Source organism: Streptomyces sp. NPDC029169, assembly GCF_055563935.1.
Genome location: NZ_JBVHXA010000005.1, coordinates 81,179 through 98,995, shown reverse-complemented (window position 1 = coordinate 98,995; position 17,817 = coordinate 81,179). Strand labels below are relative to the sequence as shown.

16 protein-coding genes and 3 pseudogenes are annotated in these 17,817 nt (G+C 71.7%); 9 read left to right on the top strand and 10 right to left on the bottom strand.

Going from position 1 to position 17,817, the window contains the following annotated elements:
- Complete coding sequence (locus ACZ4VI_RS11785) at window positions 1-1,491, bottom strand: alpha/beta hydrolase (protein WP_467998984.1); 1,491 nt, start codon at window positions 1,489-1,491, stop codon at window positions 1-3.
- A gap of 70 nt (window positions 1,492-1,561) precedes the next feature.
- Here ACZ4VI_RS11785 and ACZ4VI_RS11780 point away from each other — a divergent pair, with 70 nt between their 5' ends.
- Window positions 1,562-2,509 (top strand): helix-turn-helix domain-containing protein, encoded by a 948-nt coding sequence (locus ACZ4VI_RS11780; protein WP_467998982.1) that lies wholly within the window; start codon window positions 1,562-1,564, stop codon window positions 2,507-2,509.
- Window positions 2,510-2,526: 17 nt separating this feature from the next.
- Here ACZ4VI_RS11780 and ACZ4VI_RS11775 read toward each other — a convergent pair.
- A pseudogene (locus tag ACZ4VI_RS11775) lies at window positions 2,527-2,871 on the bottom strand (MerR family transcriptional regulator); the annotation flags it as partial.
- A gap of 61 nt (window positions 2,872-2,932) precedes the next feature.
- On the opposite strand from ACZ4VI_RS11775, the gene ACZ4VI_RS11770 reads away from it, so the two are divergent.
- The gene (locus ACZ4VI_RS11770; protein WP_467998980.1) at window positions 2,933-3,376 is read left to right on the top strand and encodes a hypothetical protein; all 444 of its coding nucleotides are present in this window, start codon (window positions 2,933-2,935) and stop codon (window positions 3,374-3,376) included.
- 1 nt (window position 3,377) lies between these two features.
- Here ACZ4VI_RS11770 and ACZ4VI_RS11765 read toward each other — a convergent pair whose 3' ends face one another.
- The 4 genes from ACZ4VI_RS11765 to ACZ4VI_RS11750 form a co-directional block, all read right to left on the bottom strand.
- Window positions 3,378-4,061: a hypothetical protein gene (locus tag ACZ4VI_RS11765; RefSeq protein WP_467998978.1), complete on the bottom strand. Its 684-nt coding sequence runs from the start codon at window positions 4,059-4,061 to the stop codon at window positions 3,378-3,380.
- A 273-nt stretch (window positions 4,062-4,334) separates the two neighbouring features.
- Window positions 4,335-4,604 (bottom strand): DUF1877 family protein, encoded by a 270-nt coding sequence (locus tag ACZ4VI_RS11760; RefSeq protein WP_467999305.1) that lies wholly within the window; start codon window positions 4,602-4,604, stop codon window positions 4,335-4,337.
- A complete protein-coding gene (locus tag ACZ4VI_RS11755; protein ID WP_467998977.1) occupies window positions 4,502-4,954 on the bottom strand; it encodes a DUF4259 domain-containing protein in 453 nt (150 codons plus the stop codon). Before ACZ4VI_RS11755 ends, ACZ4VI_RS11760 begins: the two co-directional genes overlap by 103 nt.
- A 172-nt stretch (window positions 4,955-5,126) precedes the next feature.
- Entirely contained in the window at window positions 5,127-5,741 is a 615-nt protein-coding gene (locus tag ACZ4VI_RS11750) for a DinB family protein (RefSeq protein WP_467998975.1), read from the bottom strand.
- Between the two features lie 130 nt (window positions 5,742-5,871).
- Here ACZ4VI_RS11750 and ACZ4VI_RS11745 point away from each other — a divergent pair.
- Window positions 5,872-6,625 (top strand): annotated as a pseudogene (locus tag ACZ4VI_RS11745) (IS5 family transposase).
- A gap of 51 nt (window positions 6,626-6,676) precedes the next feature.
- Here ACZ4VI_RS11745 and ACZ4VI_RS11740 read toward each other — a convergent pair.
- A complete protein-coding gene (locus ACZ4VI_RS11740; protein ID WP_467998974.1) occupies window positions 6,677-7,390 on the bottom strand; it encodes an alpha/beta fold hydrolase in 714 nt (237 codons plus the stop codon).
- 111 nt (window positions 7,391-7,501) lie between these two features.
- Window positions 7,502-7,645 (bottom strand): annotated as a pseudogene (locus ACZ4VI_RS11735) (TnsA-like heteromeric transposase endonuclease subunit); the annotation flags it as partial.
- Window positions 7,646-7,874: 229 nt separating this feature from the next.
- Here ACZ4VI_RS11735 and ACZ4VI_RS11730 point away from each other — a divergent pair.
- The 6 genes from ACZ4VI_RS11730 to ACZ4VI_RS11705 all read left to right on the top strand — a co-directional run bounded on the left by ACZ4VI_RS11730 (window position 7,875) and on the right by ACZ4VI_RS11705 (window position 15,932).
- The gene (locus ACZ4VI_RS11730; protein ID WP_467998972.1) at window positions 7,875-10,067 is read left to right on the top strand and encodes an acyl-CoA dehydrogenase; all 2,193 of its coding nucleotides are present in this window, start codon (window positions 7,875-7,877) and stop codon (window positions 10,065-10,067) included.
- A gap of 13 nt (window positions 10,068-10,080) precedes the next feature.
- On the top strand, window positions 10,081-11,274 hold the full coding sequence (locus ACZ4VI_RS11725; RefSeq protein WP_467998971.1) for a lipid-transfer protein: 1,194 nt from the start codon (window positions 10,081-10,083) through the stop codon (window positions 11,272-11,274).
- Window positions 11,275-11,379: 105 nt separating this feature from the next.
- Window positions 11,380-12,825, top strand: a complete 1,446-nt coding sequence (locus ACZ4VI_RS11720) for an MFS transporter (RefSeq protein ID WP_467998969.1) — start codon at window positions 11,380-11,382, stop codon at window positions 12,823-12,825.
- A gap of 192 nt (window positions 12,826-13,017) precedes the next feature.
- Window positions 13,018-13,872, top strand: a complete 855-nt coding sequence (locus tag ACZ4VI_RS11715) for a MaoC/PaaZ C-terminal domain-containing protein (protein WP_467998967.1) — start codon at window positions 13,018-13,020, stop codon at window positions 13,870-13,872.
- Window positions 13,873-13,899: 27 nt separating this feature from the next.
- Complete coding sequence (locus ACZ4VI_RS11710) at window positions 13,900-14,976, top strand: Zn-dependent alcohol dehydrogenase (protein ID WP_467998966.1); 1,077 nt, start codon at window positions 13,900-13,902, stop codon at window positions 14,974-14,976.
- 14 nt (window positions 14,977-14,990) lie between these two features.
- On the top strand, window positions 14,991-15,932 hold the full coding sequence (locus ACZ4VI_RS11705; RefSeq protein WP_467998964.1) for a 3-oxoacyl-ACP reductase: 942 nt from the start codon (window positions 14,991-14,993) through the stop codon (window positions 15,930-15,932).
- A 537-nt stretch (window positions 15,933-16,469) separates the two neighbouring features.
- Here ACZ4VI_RS11705 and ACZ4VI_RS11700 read toward each other — a convergent pair.
- Together ACZ4VI_RS11700 and ACZ4VI_RS11695 are read right to left on the bottom strand one after the other, a co-directional pair.
- Complete coding sequence (locus ACZ4VI_RS11700; protein ID WP_467998963.1) at window positions 16,470-16,595, bottom strand: hypothetical protein; 126 nt, start codon at window positions 16,593-16,595, stop codon at window positions 16,470-16,472.
- A gap of 48 nt (window positions 16,596-16,643) precedes the next feature.
- Window positions 16,644-17,753: a hypothetical protein gene (locus ACZ4VI_RS11695; RefSeq protein ID WP_467998962.1), complete on the bottom strand. Its 1,110-nt coding sequence runs from the start codon at window positions 17,751-17,753 to the stop codon at window positions 16,644-16,646.
- Between the last annotated feature and the right edge of the window lie 64 nt (window positions 17,754-17,817).

Genomic DNA, 17,817 nt, shown 5'->3' with positions numbered 1-17,817 from the left:
TCACACCGTTGAGCGGATGTGCCACAGCACCAGCCGCATCGCCCGGTGGACGGCCTCGCGTGACTCGTCCGTAGGGTCGACGGTGTCGAAGCCGTGGTGGCCGTGGGGTACGTCGACCACCTCGACGTTCGCGCCGGACGTGTCCGCCGCGGCGAGGAACTCCGCCACCGTCGTGGCGATCTCCGGCAGCTCGCGGCCCACCCGGGTGAGGACGACCGGCAGGGCGCCCGCCTTCGCCACCGCCTCCGCCGGGTGGAAGCGGGTGCCGGTCAGGCCCCAGTTCGGGAGCGGCGCCAGGATCGGGTAGCTGGCCGCCAGGCAGCGCAGCCACGCCGGGGGCGCGGACAGCCAGTCCGTCGTAAGGAGTCCGCCGCCCGAGAGGAACCACAGCGCGACCCGGCTGCCGTCCACGCGCGGGTCGGCCCGGATCCGCTCCACGGCGGCGGCCACGTCCGCGGCGGCGCGGTCGTAGTCGGCCAGGTCGTGCAGCCGGTGGTCGAGGGTCGCCGCCACCACCCCGTGGCCGGCCGCGTACCGGGCGTACCCCATCAGGGCCGGCCAGTCCCGCGGCGTGGGGCGGGCCCCGGCGGGCACCGGCCCGCCATGTACGAACACCACGGCGGGCCGCGGCCCTTCGGCGTCCGGCAGGTACAGGTCGACGTTCCCCGTCCGCTCGCGCGGCCGTTCCGGCACGTCGAGTACGAACGGCCGCAGGTGCGGGGGGAGTTCGGCGCTCGCCGGGGTCAGGCGGTGCCCCTCGCCGGCCGCCGCCCGCAGCAGGACCTCCGCGAGCTCGGCCGGGCGGGACAGCATCGGCCAGTGTCCGGTGGGGAGTTCGAAGAACGTCACGCCGGGCTCGGTGAGGGCCTGCAGGGCCGGGTCGCCGAGGCCCACGCGCATCTGGAGCAGCTCGATGCTCATGCCGTTGCCGGTGCACAGCACCCCGGTGATGGGGAGGGAGGCCACGGCGCCGGTCAGCGTCAGCGGCTGGAGCAGCGTACCGATCGGCTGCCGCGCGGCCAGCGCGGTGAGCCGGTCCAGGGCGGCGTCGGAGAGGCCTGCGGTACTGCCCCAGAGCAGCCACTCGTCACTGGCGGCCGGAGGGGGGAGTTCACCGTCGCCCCCTGCGGCCAGCGCCTCGCGTACGGACAGGTCCGGCACCGCCGCCAGAGCCGGGACGCCGTGCTGCGGCATCCCCGAGTCCAGGTACACGATCCGGGCGATGCGCTCCGCTCGCCGGTCCGCGGCGCCGACCGCCGGGTGGATGCCGTAGTCGTGCCCCACCAGCACGATGTCCTCGCCGGGCGCCTCCGCGCCGACCCGGTCGATCGCCGCGACCACGTCCGCGATGTGCGTCTCCAGATCGGCATCCCTGTCGATACGGAGGTCCACGGCGTGCACCTCGGCGCCCGTCGCGGCCAGTCGCGCGGCCGTGGCCTCCCACACGTGTGCGCCGGTGAACATCCCCGGCACCAGGATGAATGCGGTCATGACTTCTCCTCCGTACGTACGTCGTCAGGGCTCGCCGGTACGGTAGGAACTCCCCCTGAGGGAGGTTCAAGTGTTCTCGTCGCACGACGGTCTGTGCAGCATCGGCGACCTCGCCGAGCACGCGGGCGTCACCGTCAAGACCGTCCGCTTCTACTCCGACCGGGGCCTGCTGCCGGAGGCCTCCCGCAGCGCCGGCGGGCACCGTCGGTACGGCCCCGACGCGCTCGACCGGCTGCGCACGATCCGCTCCCTGCGCAATCTCGGTCTGCCGGTCCCCGAGATCCGCCGCGTCCTCGACGAGGAGCACGAGCCGAGCAGCGCGCTGGAGGCCGCCGTCGCCGGGCAGTTGGACGAACTCGGCACGCAGCTCAGGGCGCTTCGCTGGCGGGAGGCGGCGCTGAGGCTGGTGCACGAGTCCCGGCCCGACGAACGGGCCGGCCGGCTGCGCCTCGTCGGCGCCGTGACCGCCCCGCCCAGCACCGCCCCGCTGGCCCGGTTCTGGCGCGGCTGGCTGCCGGCCCGCATGCCGGCCCGGGCGACCGCCGCGTTCCTGGACGCGGCCGTGCCGGCCCCGCCCGACGACCCGGACCCGGCCCAGGTACTCGCCTTCGCCCGCCTGTCCGCCCTCACCACCGGCCCGTGCCACGGCGCCGAGCAGCCGCAGCCCGAGGTGCACCGGGCCGCGGGCGCCCGTGGGGCGGCCGTCCTGTACGCGGGCCTGGTCGAGGCGTACGACCTGGCGGGCACGGAGCTGCGCCGGGACCGGCGGCCGTGCCCGGGGGAGGCCCTCGACTGCTTCGTGAGCGCGTACGCGACGACGTACGGCACCCGGGACACCCCGGACTTCCGGCGCCGGCTGGCCCGCCAGCTCGCCGCCGACCCGCGGATCGACCGCTACTGGGAGCTGGTCGCCGAGGTGATCACCCCAACGGGCGAACGGCCGGAACCCACCCCTGGATCCGCCCACGACTGGCTGTTCACGGCGTTGGTCGCCGACCTGGCCGACGCCACGGTGTGAGCATCGCGCTGGACCGGCCGCAGAGGACAGCTCGTGTCGACGCGGGTGGCGAGGTCGGCCCGCAGGGAGGCGAGTTCGGCCATGCGGGCGTCGATGAGCTCGATCTTCTCCCTGAGCAGCGCGGACAGCGCCTCGGCGGCGTCCGGCGCCTTCCGCAGCTCCTCGCCGGTCCGTGAGATCTCCGAGAGCGAGAAGCCGAGGGTCTGCGCGGTACGGACGTAGTGCAGCCAGGCAACCGCCTCGGGCGGGAAGTCGCGATAGCCGTTGGGCAGCCGCCGGCCCTCGATGAGGCCGACCTTCTCGTAGAAGCGGATGGTGTCCTTCGACGTGCCCGCCTGCGCGGCGAGCTCTCCGATGCGCATCGCTCCTCCTTCGGGTCGTGGGCTTGACCTTGGACCGTACTCCACTGTTTAGCGTCAGCCCATGAACTCTTCCTACCTGCGCGTCGTCCGTGCGAGTGCCTGGTACGACCTCGTCGTCACCGCCGGATTCGCGACGCCGTGGACGTACGTACTCGTGCACGACGCGCTGTCGTCGGCCGGCCGGGCGCTCGGGCTCGGCGGCATGCCCGCACTCGAACCGATGCAGATCCTGTACGCGAACCTGATGGGCTCGGTCGTGGTCGTCTGGGCCCTCCTGCGCCTCGTCCGCCCGCTCGCGGTGCACGGACTGTTCGACGGCGTCGCCCGCACCCTGTTCGCGGCCTGGCAGGCGTACGCGCTGGCCCACGGCGCCACGCGCGTGCTGTGGCTGTTCCTCGCCGTCGAGGTGGCGTTCGGTGTCGTCCAGCTCGCGCCGTGGGTGCGGAACCGGCACCACGCTCAGCCGGGGAGCCGGACCGCCGCACTGGGCCGAACCGGCCCCTGACTCAGTAGCGGTGGTTGGGCCAATGCGGGTCCTCCCAGCGGGCGGGACCGGTCAGGCCTATGAGCCGTATCCGGTGCAGCAGTTCCTCGGAAACATCCGGAGTCCGAAGCCGTGCGGGGACGGACCGGACCAGCCAGGCGGCAAGCTCGGAGCGCAGGGCATCCTCGTTGTCCCACGCGTCCCAGGGGAGTTGGTCGCCCAGCAGGTCGTACTCCCAGTGGGCGGCGGCTTCGGCCAGGTGCCGGTCGGCAACACGGTCATCGAGCGCATCCCAGACCGGGAGCCACGGGCTGAGCGTGGCGGAAGCCTCGGCGCACACGACGAGGACCTCATGGACGGGGACCGCTGGATCCGGATCGACGAGGCTGTGAGCCCACCAGGCGTGCAGGAACTCCCACACTGCCGCGCTCTGGCGGGTGGGCCACTCCTGCCAGTGACCGCGAGCGAACGATCGTCCCACCCTCTCCATGCCGCGCAGCGACTCGACAAGGCCGTTCACCAGCGCCCTGGCGAACTGAGGCAGGATCCGGCGCAGCACCGCTCCGTGGTCACCCCAGTCGGGCGCGTCCCACGTACGACACAGAAGGTCCGGATCAAGCTCCACGTCCGGGACCTTCAGCAGCGCGAGCTCTTCCTCGCCACCCCAGTGACACTCGCACTGGTTCTCGTCACTGCGGGCGGTCATGCCGCGAAAGGTGACGGTCAGGCCGTCAAGAGCGCGGTCGAGCCGGAGTCGTGGGGGAGGGACGTCGAGGTTCGTCATCGTGGGCACGGCCTTCAGGGACTCCGGGCGGCTCCCGCCGGCCGAAGATCCCCACCTTACGTGTCCGCTCAGGTTAGTTGTTGCATCGCGACCGGGCGTTGAGCTGTGGAATGAAGGAACGTGTGGGGCTGATCGGCTCAGATCTGTGCAGGTCGACTTTGCACTTTCGGCGGCGGCGCGCGGCGATAACCGTGTCTAGTCGAGCCAGATGAACATGGCGTCTCCGGCGCGTGCTGCCGCTTGGAAGAACGGAACCAGTTCCTGGTAGTGGCTGGTCACGTAGTCCAGCGATTCGCCGCGTTCCCAGATGACGTTGGGATAGATGTCAGCCTCGGCCAGGTCTGCCGGACTCACGCCCTCGGTCAGAGCATGGTCCGGCGTGATGACGAGTGCCTCAGCGGCGACACGGACGCGTTCGGGGGTGAGGTAGCGGGGCGGTCCGTAGCCCCATTGGTTGCCTCCCAGGGGCCGCCGTCCGATTCGGCCCATAGCTCCAACAGTTCGGACGGCTCGGCCATGACTCGGTCGAGGGCCTGGAGGGCGAGCGCGCGCAGACCTGTGAGGTCGGGCAGGGGCTGCTCCGGCCCGTAGTCGGGGTCGGCCGGTTCGCCGCCCGGGCATTGTGCGGCGACCAAGGCGGCTGCGGCAACGGCTTCTTCAGAGACGCTCGCGTCGAGGTAACCGGTGGTGTCGATCACGCGGGCGAGCGTGTCGCGGATGACGCCCTCGCGTCTGTCCATGGTCGCCGCGTCGAGGGCGTCGCACCAATCCCCCGCGGTGTCGTTATCGAAGGGCCCGACGTCCCAGGTTCCCATGTGTCGCTCCACCAATCACCACGCCCGACGACCGAATCACGAGGGGCTGACGCTGCCCGCGCTGACCTGTGCAAGGTCCCGTGCCACTGATACAAGACAACGGATGTCCTGTCTCAACTGGCCTCGCTGAGACGAAAGGTCGGCGCCTGGACCGATGGGGATTTACTGACCTTCAAAGCGTGGAGTCGTAGGAACCAGCGTGATCGGGCTTGGTGACGGCTGCTTTGGCGGCTCGCTCGATCCTCGCGCACTGGGCTTCCCAGAAGGTCGCGTCGCGCTGTGGAGTCGCGTACTGGGCTGTTGTGCCTGTCGACTCGTCGAGTTGTTCGCGCAGGATGTCAGCGTGTCCAGCGTGCCGGCTTGTCTCGGTGAGCATGTGGACCAGGATGTTGAACAGCTTCACGTTGGGTCGCGGCCACCAGGGCACGTGGCCGGGAGAGTCGATGGCGAGGGCGGTGATCGTCGCGTCTGAGTGCTCCCAGGCGTGACGGTAACGGTCGACGACCTCGCCGCGCGTCTCGTGCTCGGTCGCCCACATGTCGGCACCGTGTTCCCCGGCATCGTCCCACCGGGGCAGAGGCTCAGGGAACGGCCGGTCGAACACCTCACCGAAGTATCTGGACTCCAAAATCGACAGGTGCTTGACCAGACCGAGAAGGTTGGTGCCCGTCGAGGTCAGGGGGCGGCGGATGTCGTACTCGCCGAGCCCGTCGAGCTTCCAGAGCATCGCCTCGCGTATCTCTCGGAGATCGCTGTGCAGGTACTCTTTCGCGAAATCATCGATCACGGGGCATGAGCCTGTCATGCACCGTCGGCGGGCTCAACCTGCGGCCACCACTGCTGCCTGCCCGAGGCATACCGCGGAGCGCTAGGGCCTGTATCGAAAGTGGATCTTTCTCCATGAATGATCTTCGTTCATGGGGCGGGGTGATCTCACTGATGAACAGTGGGCGGTGTTGGAGCCGTTGTTGCCGACAGGGACGAAGGCGGGGCGGCCGCCTGTCTGGCCCCGGCGGCAGTTGATCGACGGCATACGGTTCCGGGTCCGAACGGGCGTTCCGTGGCGGGACGTGCCCGTCGAGTACGGCCAGTGGGGCCGGATCTACGACTTGTTCGGCCGATGGCAGCGAAACGGCACCTGGCACCGGGAAGAAGGAACCGCCGGGTGGTGTCTTCACCGAGCCCCGAGATCATGGACTGGGACGCTCGCGCGGCGGGTTCACCACCAAGGTGCACCTGGCCGTCGAGCAGGGCCAGAAGCCCATGTCGATCGTGGTAACGGCCGGGCAGCGCGGCGACTCGCCGCAGTTCGAACCCGTGCTGAGGAAGGTCCGCGTGCCCCGCATCGGGCCGGGCCGGCCGCGCGTCCGTCCTGATCGGGTGCGTGCTGATAAGGCGTACGCCTCCCGCAAGAACCGCGCTTACCTGCGTCGCCGAGGGATCCGCTGCACCATCCCGGACAAGGTCGACCAGGCGCGTCACCGCAAACAGCGCGGCTCTCGCGGTGGCCGGCCGCCGAAGTTCGACCCAGTCGACTACCGTGAGCGCCACGCGGTCGAGTGTGGGATCAACCGCCTCAAGAGGTACCGCGCCGTCGCCACTCGATACGACAAGCTAGCGGTCCGCTACGAGGCGACCGTCCTCATAGCGGCCATCGGCGAATGGCTGTGACCAGCAGACATCAAGCGCGTCCAAAACAAGCCCGCAGGCATGGATGTGCTCTCACTCCACGGCAGCATTGAGGAGAATCTGCGCCAGCTCGCGCGGCTGGGAGAACATCGGCCAATGGCCGGTGTCCATCTTGACCAGCCGCCAGCGCTTGCTGTTCAACAGCTCGGCCACATCTTCGTCGGGCTCGGCGTCGTCTGGCTCGGCCCCCGGCATCACGCACAGGATGTATGTCGCCGGAAGTTCACCGAGCGGCCCCGCCAGCACAGCGGGCTCGGTCAGCGTGGCACCTGGGTGAGGCGTCGAGCCACGCACGAGGCGTGCGATCTGCTCATCGGTGAGACCTTCGCCGTCGTAATGAGCAGCTGGCGCGAGCGGCCAAAACCCTCCGTTCTCGGCGATCGATGCCTCCACTGCCGCCCCGCGGTCCGGCCAGGCGGAGACAAACGACTCGCCGTCAGTTGGAACACTTGAGTCGACGAATACCACGCGGGCCAGTCGGTCACCGATCCGCTCCGCGGCCTGACCGACCGGGATGCCCGAGTAGCTGTGACCCACCAGGACTACGTCACGCAGACCCTGGCGTTCTACCTCGGCAACGATGTCCTGGACGTGAGTCGCTTGCCCCGCCGGTACACCCCGCTTGTCAGCAAGACCGGACAGCGTCAACGGATAGACGCCGTGGCCAGCCGCACGCAGATACGGCACCACCTCGCCCCACGCCCACGCCCCGAGCCGTGCACCTGCAACCAGCACGAAATTCACCATGCCCGCACCGTAGCCGGGCAGCCTGACGATCTCCTAGAAAATACTTTCGATACACGCCCTAGGAACGGCAGCCCTCCGGACGGCACCATCTCAACCTCAGTAGTAGCGCAAGTGCAGCCAGAACGGCTGCGAGCTGATCCCCACCACGTTCGGATCGAAGTCCGCCAGCAGCAGCCGGTCCCGCTCCAGCCACGACTCGAAGCCGACCTGCTGCTCGGTCGTCGCGGCCCAGTACCAGCCCGGGAAGTGACGCTCACAAAGCACGGCCCCGCCTGGTCCACCTCAACCGGTACAGCCACCCATCACCCCCAGCGTAGTCAGCGGCGCGACTAGGTTCGCTGAGACAGAGGCCCGAACGACTCGGTTCGTTGGGAAAGCGACTCGGTTGAGTGAGACGGGACAACGGATTCGGGATGCCGGCGTCGGACGAACAAAGACTGTCTGACCTTCCGTCAGATTGAAACGTGTTCTAGTCTTCGGCCTCATGGGCATCGGAATCACGCAAGAGCAGCGGGAGTTGGCCCGGTCCGTGCGCGGGTGGTTCGCTCGGGCCGTGCCGTCCGAGGACGTGCGGAAGCTTCTCGACGCGCCCGCCGAGAGCGTCGCCGGGCGGCCCGCCCACTGGGACGGGCTCGCCGGGCAGGGGCTCCTCGGGGTTCATCTGGGTGAGGAGTACGGGGGCGGGGGCGGCGATCTCGTCGATCTGGCCGTCGTCCTCGAGGAGGCCGCGCGGGCGCTGGTGCCGGGGCCGTATCTGCCCTCCGTGATCGCCTCCGAGGTCCTGCGGCGCGCCGGTGCCGCCGGGCTCGTCGCGGAGCTCGCGAGCGGGGCCCGGGTCGGGGCCGTCGCGCTCGGGGCCGGGGGGATGGCCGGGGTCGAGACCGAGGGCGGGGTCGAGACCGAGGAGGGCCTCGTGCTCGACGGCACTGCGCCGCCCGTCCTCGGTGGCGCCCAGGCCGACCTGCTGATCCTGGCCGCGAGCACCGCCCGGGGTGTCGTCTGGGCCGCCGTGGACGCCGGTACCCTCGCCGTGCGGCCGCACGAGAGCGCCGACCCGACCCGGCCGACCGCCGAGGTCACCGCCGACGGCGTCCACGTGCCCGCCGAGCGGATTCTGGCCGTCGACCCCACCCTCGTAACCGATCTCGCCGCCGTGCTGTACGCCGCCGACGCCTGCGGGACGGCCGCCCGGGCCCTGGAGACGGCCGTCGAGCACGCGAAGACGCGCGAGCAGTTCGGGCGGCCCATCGGGCAGTTCCAGGGGATCAAGCACCTCTGCGCCGACATGCTCGTGCGGGTCGAGCAGGCCCGCGCCCTCACCTGGGACGCGGCCCGGTCCACCGAGGACGCCGCGCGCTCCCTGACCGCCGCGCTCGCCGCCGCCACCGCCCTCGACGCCGCCTACACCTGCGCCAAGGACTGCATCCAGATCCTCGGCGGCATCGGCTTCACCTGGGAGCACGACGCCCATCTCGCCCTCCGCCGCGCCCTCGTCGCCCGCCAGCTCCTCGGCGCCGGGGACACGCATCGAGCGCGCGCCGTACGGCTCGCCGCCGACGGCGCCCGGCGCGAGCTGCGGCTCGAACTGCCGCCCGAGGCCGACGCGTTCCGTACCGCCGCGCGCGAGGCGATCGCGCCCGCCGTCGGGCTCGACCCGGGCGCCGCCCGCCGCGCCCTCGCCGCCACCGGCCACGCCGCCCCGCACCTCCCGGCCCCGTACGGTCTCGGCGCCGGGCCGCTGCAACAGCTCGCCATCCAGCGGGAGTTGGACGCGGCCGGGGTCACGGTCGCCGGTCTCGGGATCGCCACCTGGGTCGTCCCCTCCCTCCTCGCGTACGGGACGGACGACCAGAGGGCGCGCTACCTCGGCCCCACCCTCCGGGGCGACCTGCTCTGGTGCCAGCTCTTCTCCGAACCCGGCGCCGGGTCCGACCTCGCCTCCCTCCGTACGAAGGCGGAACGCACCGAGGACGGCGGCTGGCGGATCACCGGACAGAAGGTGTGGACGAGCGCCGCCCAATGGGCCGACCACGGCATCCTGCTCGCCCGCACCGACCCCGACGCGCCCAAGCACCGGGGACTCACGTACTTCCTCGTCGACATGAAGAACACGCCCGGGATCGACATCCGGCCGCTGAAGGAGATCACCGGCGACTCGCTCTTCAACGAGGTGTTCTTCGACGGAGCGCTGCTGCCGGCCGACGCCGTCGTCGGCGAGGTGAACGACGGCTGGCGCGTCGCCCGCAACACCCTCGGCAACGAACGCGTCCACATGGCCGACCAGGTCGCCTTCGACTCCGGTCTCGAAGCGCTGATCGAGCGGGCCGCCGGTGCAACCGGAGGGTCCGACAGCTCCGTACGCGTACGGATCGGGGCCCTGGCCGCCGAGGCGCACGCGCTCGCCTGCATCGGGCTGCGGACCACGATGCTCCAGGTCTCGGGCCTGGAACCGGGCGCCGGTGCCTCACTCCGCAAGCTCGTCCAGACCGTCCACCAGCAGAAACTCGCCGAGCTCACGCTCGAACTGCTCGGCCCCGAGGGCGCCGTGCGGGAGGGGGCGGGGGAGCGGGCCGTCCACGGACTGCTGATGTCCCGCTGCCTCACCATCGCGGGCGGCACCACGCAGGTCCAGCTCAATGTCGTCGCCGAGCGCCTGCTCGGCCTGCCGAGAGACTGAGGGGGAAGCGGAGATGGGGAAGGCGTACATCGTCGGCGTCGGGATGACGAGGTTCGAGAAGCCCGCGACGCGCGACTGGCAGTACTGGGACATGGCGAAGGAAGCGGGAACGGCGGCGCTCGCCGACGCCGGGATCTCGTACGACCAGGTCGAGCAGGTCCCCGTCGGCTACTGCTTCCAGGCCTCCACGGCCGGGCAGCGCGCCGCCTACGAGCTCGGTCTGAGCGGCGTGCCCGTCTACAACGTCAACAACAACTGCGCGACGGCGTCGACGGCGCTGATGATGGCGCGGCAGTTCGTGGAGGGCGGGGTGAGTGACTGTGTGCTCGCGCTGGGCTTCGAGAAGATGGCTCGGGGGGCGTTGGGGGGTGGATCGGATGGAGGAGACTTCAAGACGTCGCCGGTCGCCCGTCATTACGGGATCATGGCCGCCGCGCACGGTTTCGAGATGTCCCCTCCCACCGCGCAGATCTTCGGCAACGCGGCCCGCGAGCACATGGAGCGGTACGGGACGACGGAGGTGCAGCTCGCCGCCGTCGGCGCCAAGAACCACCAGCACTCGGCGAACAACCCCAACGCCCAGTTCCAGGACGTGTACTCGGTCGACGAGATCCTCGCCGCCAAGACCATCCACCGGCCGCTGACCAAGCTCCAGTGCTCGCCGACCTCCGACGGAGCGGCGGCGGCGGTCGTCGTGTCGGAGCGGTTCGTGGTCGAGCACGGGCTGCACGGGAAGGCCGTCGAGATCGTCGCGCAGGCGATGACCACGGACACGGAGGAGTCGTTCGCGTCGGGGTCGTGCATCGACGCGGTGGGCCGGCCGATGTCGCGCGCCGCGGCCCGGCAGGTGTACGAGAGGTCGGGCCTCGGCATCGAGGACGTCGACGTGGTGGAACTCCACGACTGCTTCTCCATCAACGAGCTGCTGACCTACGAGGCGCTCGGCATGTGCGAGGACGGCGCGTCCGGGAAGCTCGTCGAGTCGGGCGCGACGACGTACGGCGGGCGGTGGGTCGTGAACCCGTCCGGCGGGCTGATCTCCAAGGGCCATCCGCTCGGCGCGACCGGGCTCGCCCAGGCCGCCGAACTGGTCTGGCAGCTGCGGGGGGAGGCGGGGCCGCGCCAGGTCGCGGGGGCGCGCGTCGGGCTCGCACACAACATCGGTCTTGGCGGGGCGGCGGTCGTGACGATGCTGCGGAGGTCGTAGGGCGCTTCGGGGGAGGGCTGTAGGACCGTCGTAGGAGCGTCGTAGGACCGTCGTAGGACCGAATCCCCATGTACGGGGCACGGGCCGTCTGCGACCATCACACGCATGGTCCACGCCGAGCCGTCCCACTCCGCCGCCGCACAGTCCACCTCCATACGCTCCGCCCCGCGCACGTGGCTCGTCATCCTCGCCGCGTGCGCGGGGCAGTTCCTCGTGGTCCTCGACGTCTCCGTCGTGAACGTCGCGCTGCCGTCGATGCGGGCGGACCTCGGGCTCTCGGCGACCGGGCTGCAGTGGGTTCTCAGCGCGTACTCGATCGCGTTCGCCGGGTTCATGCTGCTCGGCGGGCGGGCGGCCGATCTCTTCGGGCGGAAGCGGATGTTCCTGCTCGGGCTCGGGCTCTTCACCGCGGCCTCCGTCGCGGGCGGGCTCGCGCAGGAGGGCTGGCAGCTGGTCGCCGGCCGGGCCGTGCAGGGGCTCGGGGCGGCGATGCTCGCCCCCGCGACGCTCACCATCGTGACCGCCGCCGTGCCCGCCGGGCCCGCGCGGTCCCGGGCGATCGGCACCTGGACGGCCGTCGGGGCGGCCGGTGGCGCGGCGGGCGGCTTCGTCGGCGGTGCGCTGGTGGACCTCCTCTCCTGGCGCTGGGTGCTCCTGATCAACGTCCCCGTCGGCGTCCTGGTCCTGGCCGGCGCCGCGCTGTGGCTGAGCGAGAGCCGCACCGGCGCCGGCCGCCGCCTCGACCTGCCGGGCGCCGTCCTCGTCACGGGCGGCCTCGCCTCCGTCGCGTACGGCATCGTGCAGACGGAGCAGGCCGGCTGGGGCGCCCCGGCCACCCTGGTCCCGCTGCTCGGCGGCCTGGCGCTGCTCGCGGTCTTCATCGCCGTCGAGGCGCGGACGGCGGCCCCGCTGATGCCGCTGAAGCTGTTCCGCTCGCGGGCGGTCTCGGCCGCCAACGTGTCGATCATGCTGGCCGGTTCGGCCTCGTTCGGCATGTGGTTCTTCATGACCGTGTACGCCCAGAACGTCCTCGGCTACACCGCGCTCCAGGCGGGCCTGGCCCTGGTCCCCAGCTCGGTCAGCGTCATCGTGGGGTCCAAGCTGGCGCCCCGTCTGATGCCGACGACCGGCGCCCGCAACCTCGCCGTCATCGGGGCCCTCGTCGCCGCGGCCGGGTTCGGCTGGCAGTCGACGCTGACCACCGACGGCACGTTCTGGACCGTCATCCTGGGCCCCGGCATCCTGATGATGGCCGGCCTCGGCCTGCTCACGACCCCGCTCGCCACCCTCGCCACGTCGAGCGCCGCGCCCGCCGACGCCGGCCTCGTTTCCGGCCTCGTCAACACCTCCCGCACGATGGGCGGAGCGGTGGGTCTGGCCGCCCTCTCCACCGTGGCCGCCACCCGCACGGCCGGCGCGACCAGCCCGGAGGCCCTGACGGAGGGCTACGCGCTGGCCTTCCGTACGTCGACGGGGGTGCTGGTGCTGGCGGCGGTACTGATGCTGCTGTGGCTGCCGAGGGCCGCCGGACGTGGGCCGGACGTGAACTGACGTACCGTCAGGGGGGTTCTCAACTCATTCCCGCTCGGCTATACATGGGGATCACCGACCTAGAACGCGTTCTAGAACGGCGCGTACGGGGCGGTCCCCGCACGGCCTCGGTGCGGCCGACGGTGCGGACGGTCGCACCGAGGTCTTCCACTCGTCGAGGATCCTCACGGATCTCCAAGGAGCAGCATCCCCATGCCCATTGATGCCGCCAAGGCCGTCGCCGCCGAGCCCCGCAGCGCCGAGATCAGCTGGGACCACAAAGACGTCCAGCTCTACCACCTGGGACTGGGCGCCGGCACCCCGGCGACCGACCCCGACGAGCTCCGCTACACCCTCGAATCCCGGCTCCACGTCCTGCCCAGCTTCGCCACCGTCGCCGGTGCCGGCATGGGCGTCGTCGGCGGGCTCTCCGCGCCCGGCATCGACGTCGACCTGGCCGCCGTCCTGCACGGCGGCCAGGCGATCACCCTCCACCGGCCCCTCCCCGTCAAGGGCAGGGCCGTCACCACCTCCCGCGTCGCCGCCGTCCACGACAAGGGCAAGGCGGCCGTCCTCGTGCTGCGCTCCGAGGTCGCGGACGACGACGGCCCGCTGTGGACCAGCGACGCGCAGATCTTCGTACGGGGAGAGGGCGGCTGGGGCGGCGACCGCGGACCCTCCGAGCGCCTCGAACTCCCGGACCGCGAGCCCGACAAGACCGTCGAGCGGCCCGTACGCGAGGACCAGGCGCTGCTCTACCGGCTCTCCGGCGACTGGAATCCCCTCCACGCCGACCCCGAGTTCGCCAAGCTCGCCGGGTTCGAGCGGCCGATCCTGCACGGACTCTGCACGTACGGCATGACCCTCAAGGCGGTGGTGGACACGGTGCTCGGCGGCGACGTCGCCCGTGTCCGCTCGTACCGCACGCGATTCGCCGGGATCGTCTTCCCCGGCGAGACCCTGCGTATCCGGATGTGGACCGGTGACGGCCGCGTCCAGGTGTCGGTCACGGCCGTGGAGCGCGAGGACGCTCCCGTACTCGCCGACACCCTCGTCGAACATTCGTGACTCTGATCTCCCGGAGGGAGCCGCACCATGCGCGCAGCCGTACTGCACGAGATCGGCCAGGAGAAGCTCGAGGTCCTCGACGACGTCGAGGCGGTGGGCTTCGGCCCCGGCAAGGTGAGGATCCGGGTCAGGGCGACCGGACTGTGCCACTCCGACGTCTCCGCCATGAGCGGTGTGCTCCCGCAGCCCGCGCCGTTCGTCCCCGGCCACGAGGGCGCGGGCGAGATCGTGGACGTCGGCGACGGCGTCACCGGGCTGAGCGAGGGCCAGCGGGTGCTGCTGTCCTGGCTGCCCGCGTGCGGTGTCTGCCAGGCCTGCAAGCGCGGCCAGACCCAGCTCTGCCTGGCCGGTTTCATGAACGCCGGCACCCCCAACTTCCGTAGGCCCGGAGGGGAGGTCTTCGGATTCGCGGGGACGGGTACGTTCGCGGAGGAGGTCGTGGTCGACGCCGGCTGCGCCGTCCCGATCCCCGACGACGTGCCCTTCGACATCGCCGCGCTCATCGGCTGCGGCGTGACCACGGGGCTCGGCGCGGCCATCAACACGGCGAAGGTGGAGGCCGGTTCGTCGGTCGCCGTCATCGGGTGCGGCGGCGTCGGCATCTCCGCGATCCAGGGCGCCAAGCTCCAGGGAGCCGCCCAGATCGTCGCCGTCGACCCGGTCGAGTCCCGGCGCGAGGCGGCCCTGCGCTTCGGTGCGACGGAGGCCGTCGCCCCGGACGCGCTCGCCGACGCCAAGCAGCGGGTCACGGCGGGCGAGGGCTTCGACTACGTCTTCGAGGTCGTCGGCAAGTCCGCCACCGCGCGCGTGGCGTACGAGACGACCCGGCGCGGCGGCACGCTCTGCGTGGTCGGCGCGGGCGCGCTGGACGACTTTCTGCAGCTCAACATGTTCGAGCTGTTCTTCGACGAGAAGAAGATCCTGCCGTCGATGTACGGGGGCGGTGACGTGCTGCGCTCGTACGAGCGGGCGATCGCGCTCTGGCGGGCGGGGCGGATCGACCTGGAGTCGCTGATCACCCACCGGGTCCCGCTGGCCGGGATCAACGAGGCGATCGAGCAGATGCGTACGGGTGTGGCGCTGCGTACGTGCATCGAGATCTGAGAGGACGTGAATCGATGTCACTCCCTCTTGAGGGGCTGAGCGCGATCGTCACCGGCGCGGGCCGGGGCCTGGGGCGCGCCGAGGCGCTGGAACTGGCCCGGCTGGGCGCGGCCGTCGTCGTCAACGACTACGGGCAGCCGGGGCGCGACGGCTCCGGCGAGGCGTCGGCCGCGCCGGCCGAGGAGGTCGCCGCGGAGATCCGTGCGGCGGGCGGCCGGGCGGTCGCGCACCTGGGCGACGTCGCCGACTTCGAGACCGCGCGGGGCCTGGTGGACCTGGCGGTGGGCGAGTTCGGGAAGCTGGACATCCTGGTGAACAACGCGGGGATCCTGCGGGACCGGATGGTCTTCTCGATGAGCGAGGACGAGTGGGACGCGGTGATCCGGGTCCATCTGAAGGGCCACTTCAACACGACGCACTTCGCGGCGGTGCACTGGCGGGGGCGGGCGAAGGCGGGGGAGTCGTCGGTGTACGGCCGGATCGTCAACACCTCGTCCGAGGCGTTCCTGGCGGGCTCGGCGAGCCAGCCGAACTACGCGGCGGCCAAGGGCGGGATCGTGGGGCTGACGACGTCGACGGCGCTGGCGCTGGCGAAGTACGGCGTGACGGCGAACGCGATCTGCCCGCGGGCGCGGACCCGGATGACGGAGGACGTCTTCGCGGGCTTCGCGGAGCCGGGGGAGGGGGAGCTGGACGCGCTGGCCCCGGAGCACGTGGCACCGGTCGTAGGCTACCTGTCGTCCCCGGCGGCGGCGGCCGTCAACGGCCAACTGCTGGTGGTGCACGGGGGGATGGTCGCGATCGTGGAACGCCCCCGGGTCGCGGCGAAGTTCGACACGTCGAAGGACACGTTCACGTACGAGGAGCTGGACGGCCTGCTGTCCCCGCACTACGCGACACGCCCGCCGGGTGAGACGTTCGCGGCGGCGGAGGTCCTGGGCCTGAAGCGGGCCTGAGGCCGGGGGTGGGGTGAGGGATTTTCCCCCACCCCACCCCACCCCTCCCCGAAACTCTGACGAGACCGGGGGCGCTGCCCCCGCCCCCCGCCCCGCGGCAGCTTCGCGCCGCGCCCCCCCGTTGTGGGCATTCGTTCCGCTGGGGCGGAACGGGTGGGCACAACGGACGGCGCCCTTGCGGGCGCGTCCGCCCCTTGAGCCCCCGCACCCCAGGGCCGGTGCCCATGGTCGGGCCCGAGGTGCGGCAGCTTCGCGCCGCAGGGGCCCGTGCCGGCCCGGGGGCGGAGACGGGCGAACGGGCCCGGGAATCCCAGGGGCGGTGCCCATGGTCGTGCCCGAGGTGCGGCAGCTTCGCGCCGCAGGGGCCCGTGCCGGCCCGGGGGCGGAGACGGGCGAACGGGCCCGGGAATCCCAGGGGCGGTGCCCATGGTCGTGCCCGAGGTGCGGCAGCTTCGCGCCGCAGGGGCCCGCGCTGGTCCGGGGGCGGGAACGGCGAACGGCCCCGGGGTTCCCCGGGGCCGTTCGGTGTCGGCGTGGCTACCGGTCCGCGTCGCGGCGGTGGCGGCCATGAGGGGAGGACGTGGAGTCCTCCGACGGCGCCGCCTCGCCGCGGTGCTTTCCGGAGGCCTGCGGCTCCGTGCCGTCCGTACGCGCTTCCGACATGGTGGAACTCTCCCCGTAATGATCGCTGTTGCTGTGCGATCAGCGAGTTTAGCCAGCGGCCTTACGGTCGGTGAGAGGTGCCTGCTGCAGCGGCACCGGGCGGCACACCCGCGGCTCCACCGTGACCGTGACCGGCTCCGGATCCGGTGGGACCTCCAGGGCGGCGAGGCCGCACGGCGCCTCCTCCGTCGCGTACGGGAGCCGCAGCTCGCCCCCCGTCGTCCAGACGCCCGCCCCCGCCAGCCACCCACCCGGCGCCGCCAGTTGGTGCATCCGGCGGCCCGCCGGCTGCCACATCCCGACCCAGCTCCCGCCCGCCCCGTCGATCCGCAGCGCGACCCCGCAGCTCTCCGGCAGCAGCACCTGCCCCGGCTGTACGGCGAACGGCGTCACCGCCGCGTCGTCGAGCCGCAGGCACTCGGGGAACCGGATCGGCAGCAGACTGCCGAGCACGCCCCAGCCGAGCCGCTCGTGCCCCGGCGACGGTGCGTCGGAGCGGATCAGGAGCAGCCCGCTGTCCGGGTCCGCCAACAGCAGCCGGTCGTCGCTCCCTTCGGTGATCTGGAGCAGCGGCGTCACCTCGCCACCGCGCTCCAGGTCGACCGCCACCGCCTTCACCGGGCCGCCGTCCACGCAGCGGTCGAGGGCGAGCATTCGCCCCGTACGGTCCAGCCAAACGCCCCCCGTGCAGCGGCCCTTGACCTCCGCGACCTGCTCGGGGCCGAACGCCCCGCCCGCCACCAGCCAGATCGTCGTCGCATCCGCCCCGACGCACATCGCGTACGCGCAGATGCCGTCCGGGGAGGGCGGGAGGAGGGTGAGCGCCTCGGACTCCACGGCGCCCAGAGGTAGTTGACCCGTCCTCGGGCCCGTCGGGTACAGCAGGGAGAACGTGTGCCGGCGTCCGTCCACCCGGCGGCCGATCAACACCCGCCCGTCGGCGAGCGGAAGCAGCTGGGTGTGGGGCTCCTCGGGCTGGTCGAGCGGCAGCGGTACGGCGTACGGCTCCGGCCCGTCCAGCGTCCACCGCTCCGCGTAGAGGGCGTCCCCCGTGCCGGCGAGCCGCGCCGCGTACGCCCCGTTCGCCGTGATCGTGAACCGCGCCGGCCGCACCGCGCCGCCGTCGTCCGTCGTTGTCTCGATGGCACAGGCTGTCATCGACTCGTCACCTCCGGCCACCGAAGCTAGTTTTCGCACTTCCTGCCGAACAACACGAGCCCGG

What these genes read in the sequence shown, in the direction of transcription:
- ACZ4VI_RS11765 (WP_467998978.1), bottom strand. Translation starts at nt 4,061, where the DNA reads ATGACCGCCCGCAGTGACGAGAACCAGTGCGAGTGTCACTGGGGTGGC.
- ACZ4VI_RS11740 (WP_467998974.1), bottom strand. Translation starts at nt 7,390, where the DNA reads ATGGTGAATTTCGTGCTGGTTGCAGGTGCACGGCTCGGGGCGTGGGCG.
- ACZ4VI_RS11700 (WP_467998963.1), bottom strand. Translation starts at nt 16,595, where the DNA reads ATGTCGGAAGCGCGTACGGACGGCACGGAGCCGCAGGCCTCCGGAAAG.
- ACZ4VI_RS11720 (WP_467998969.1), top strand. Translation starts at nt 11,380, where the DNA reads ATGGTCCACGCCGAGCCGTCCCACTCCGCCGCCGCACAGTCCACCTCC.
- ACZ4VI_RS11770 (WP_467998980.1), top strand. Translation starts at nt 2,933, where the DNA reads ATGAACTCTTCCTACCTGCGCGTCGTCCGTGCGAGTGCCTGGTACGAC.
- ACZ4VI_RS11755 (WP_467998977.1), bottom strand. Translation starts at nt 4,954, where the DNA reads ATGGGAACCTGGGACGTCGGGCCCTTCGATAACGACACCGCGGGGGAT.
- ACZ4VI_RS11705 (WP_467998964.1), top strand. Translation starts at nt 14,991, where the DNA reads ATGTCACTCCCTCTTGAGGGGCTGAGCGCGATCGTCACCGGCGCGGGC.
- ACZ4VI_RS11730 (WP_467998972.1), top strand. Translation starts at nt 7,875, where the DNA reads ATGGGCATCGGAATCACGCAAGAGCAGCGGGAGTTGGCCCGGTCCGTG.
- ACZ4VI_RS11715 (WP_467998967.1), top strand. Translation starts at nt 13,018, where the DNA reads ATGCCCATTGATGCCGCCAAGGCCGTCGCCGCCGAGCCCCGCAGCGCC.
- ACZ4VI_RS11725 (WP_467998971.1), top strand. Translation starts at nt 10,081, where the DNA reads ATGGGGAAGGCGTACATCGTCGGCGTCGGGATGACGAGGTTCGAGAAG.
- ACZ4VI_RS11710 (WP_467998966.1), top strand. Translation starts at nt 13,900, where the DNA reads ATGCGCGCAGCCGTACTGCACGAGATCGGCCAGGAGAAGCTCGAGGTC.
- ACZ4VI_RS11695 (WP_467998962.1), bottom strand. Translation starts at nt 17,753, where the DNA reads ATGACAGCCTGTGCCATCGAGACAACGACGGACGACGGCGGCGCGGTG.
- ACZ4VI_RS11785 (WP_467998984.1), bottom strand. Translation starts at nt 1,491, where the DNA reads ATGACCGCATTCATCCTGGTGCCGGGGATGTTCACCGGCGCACACGTG.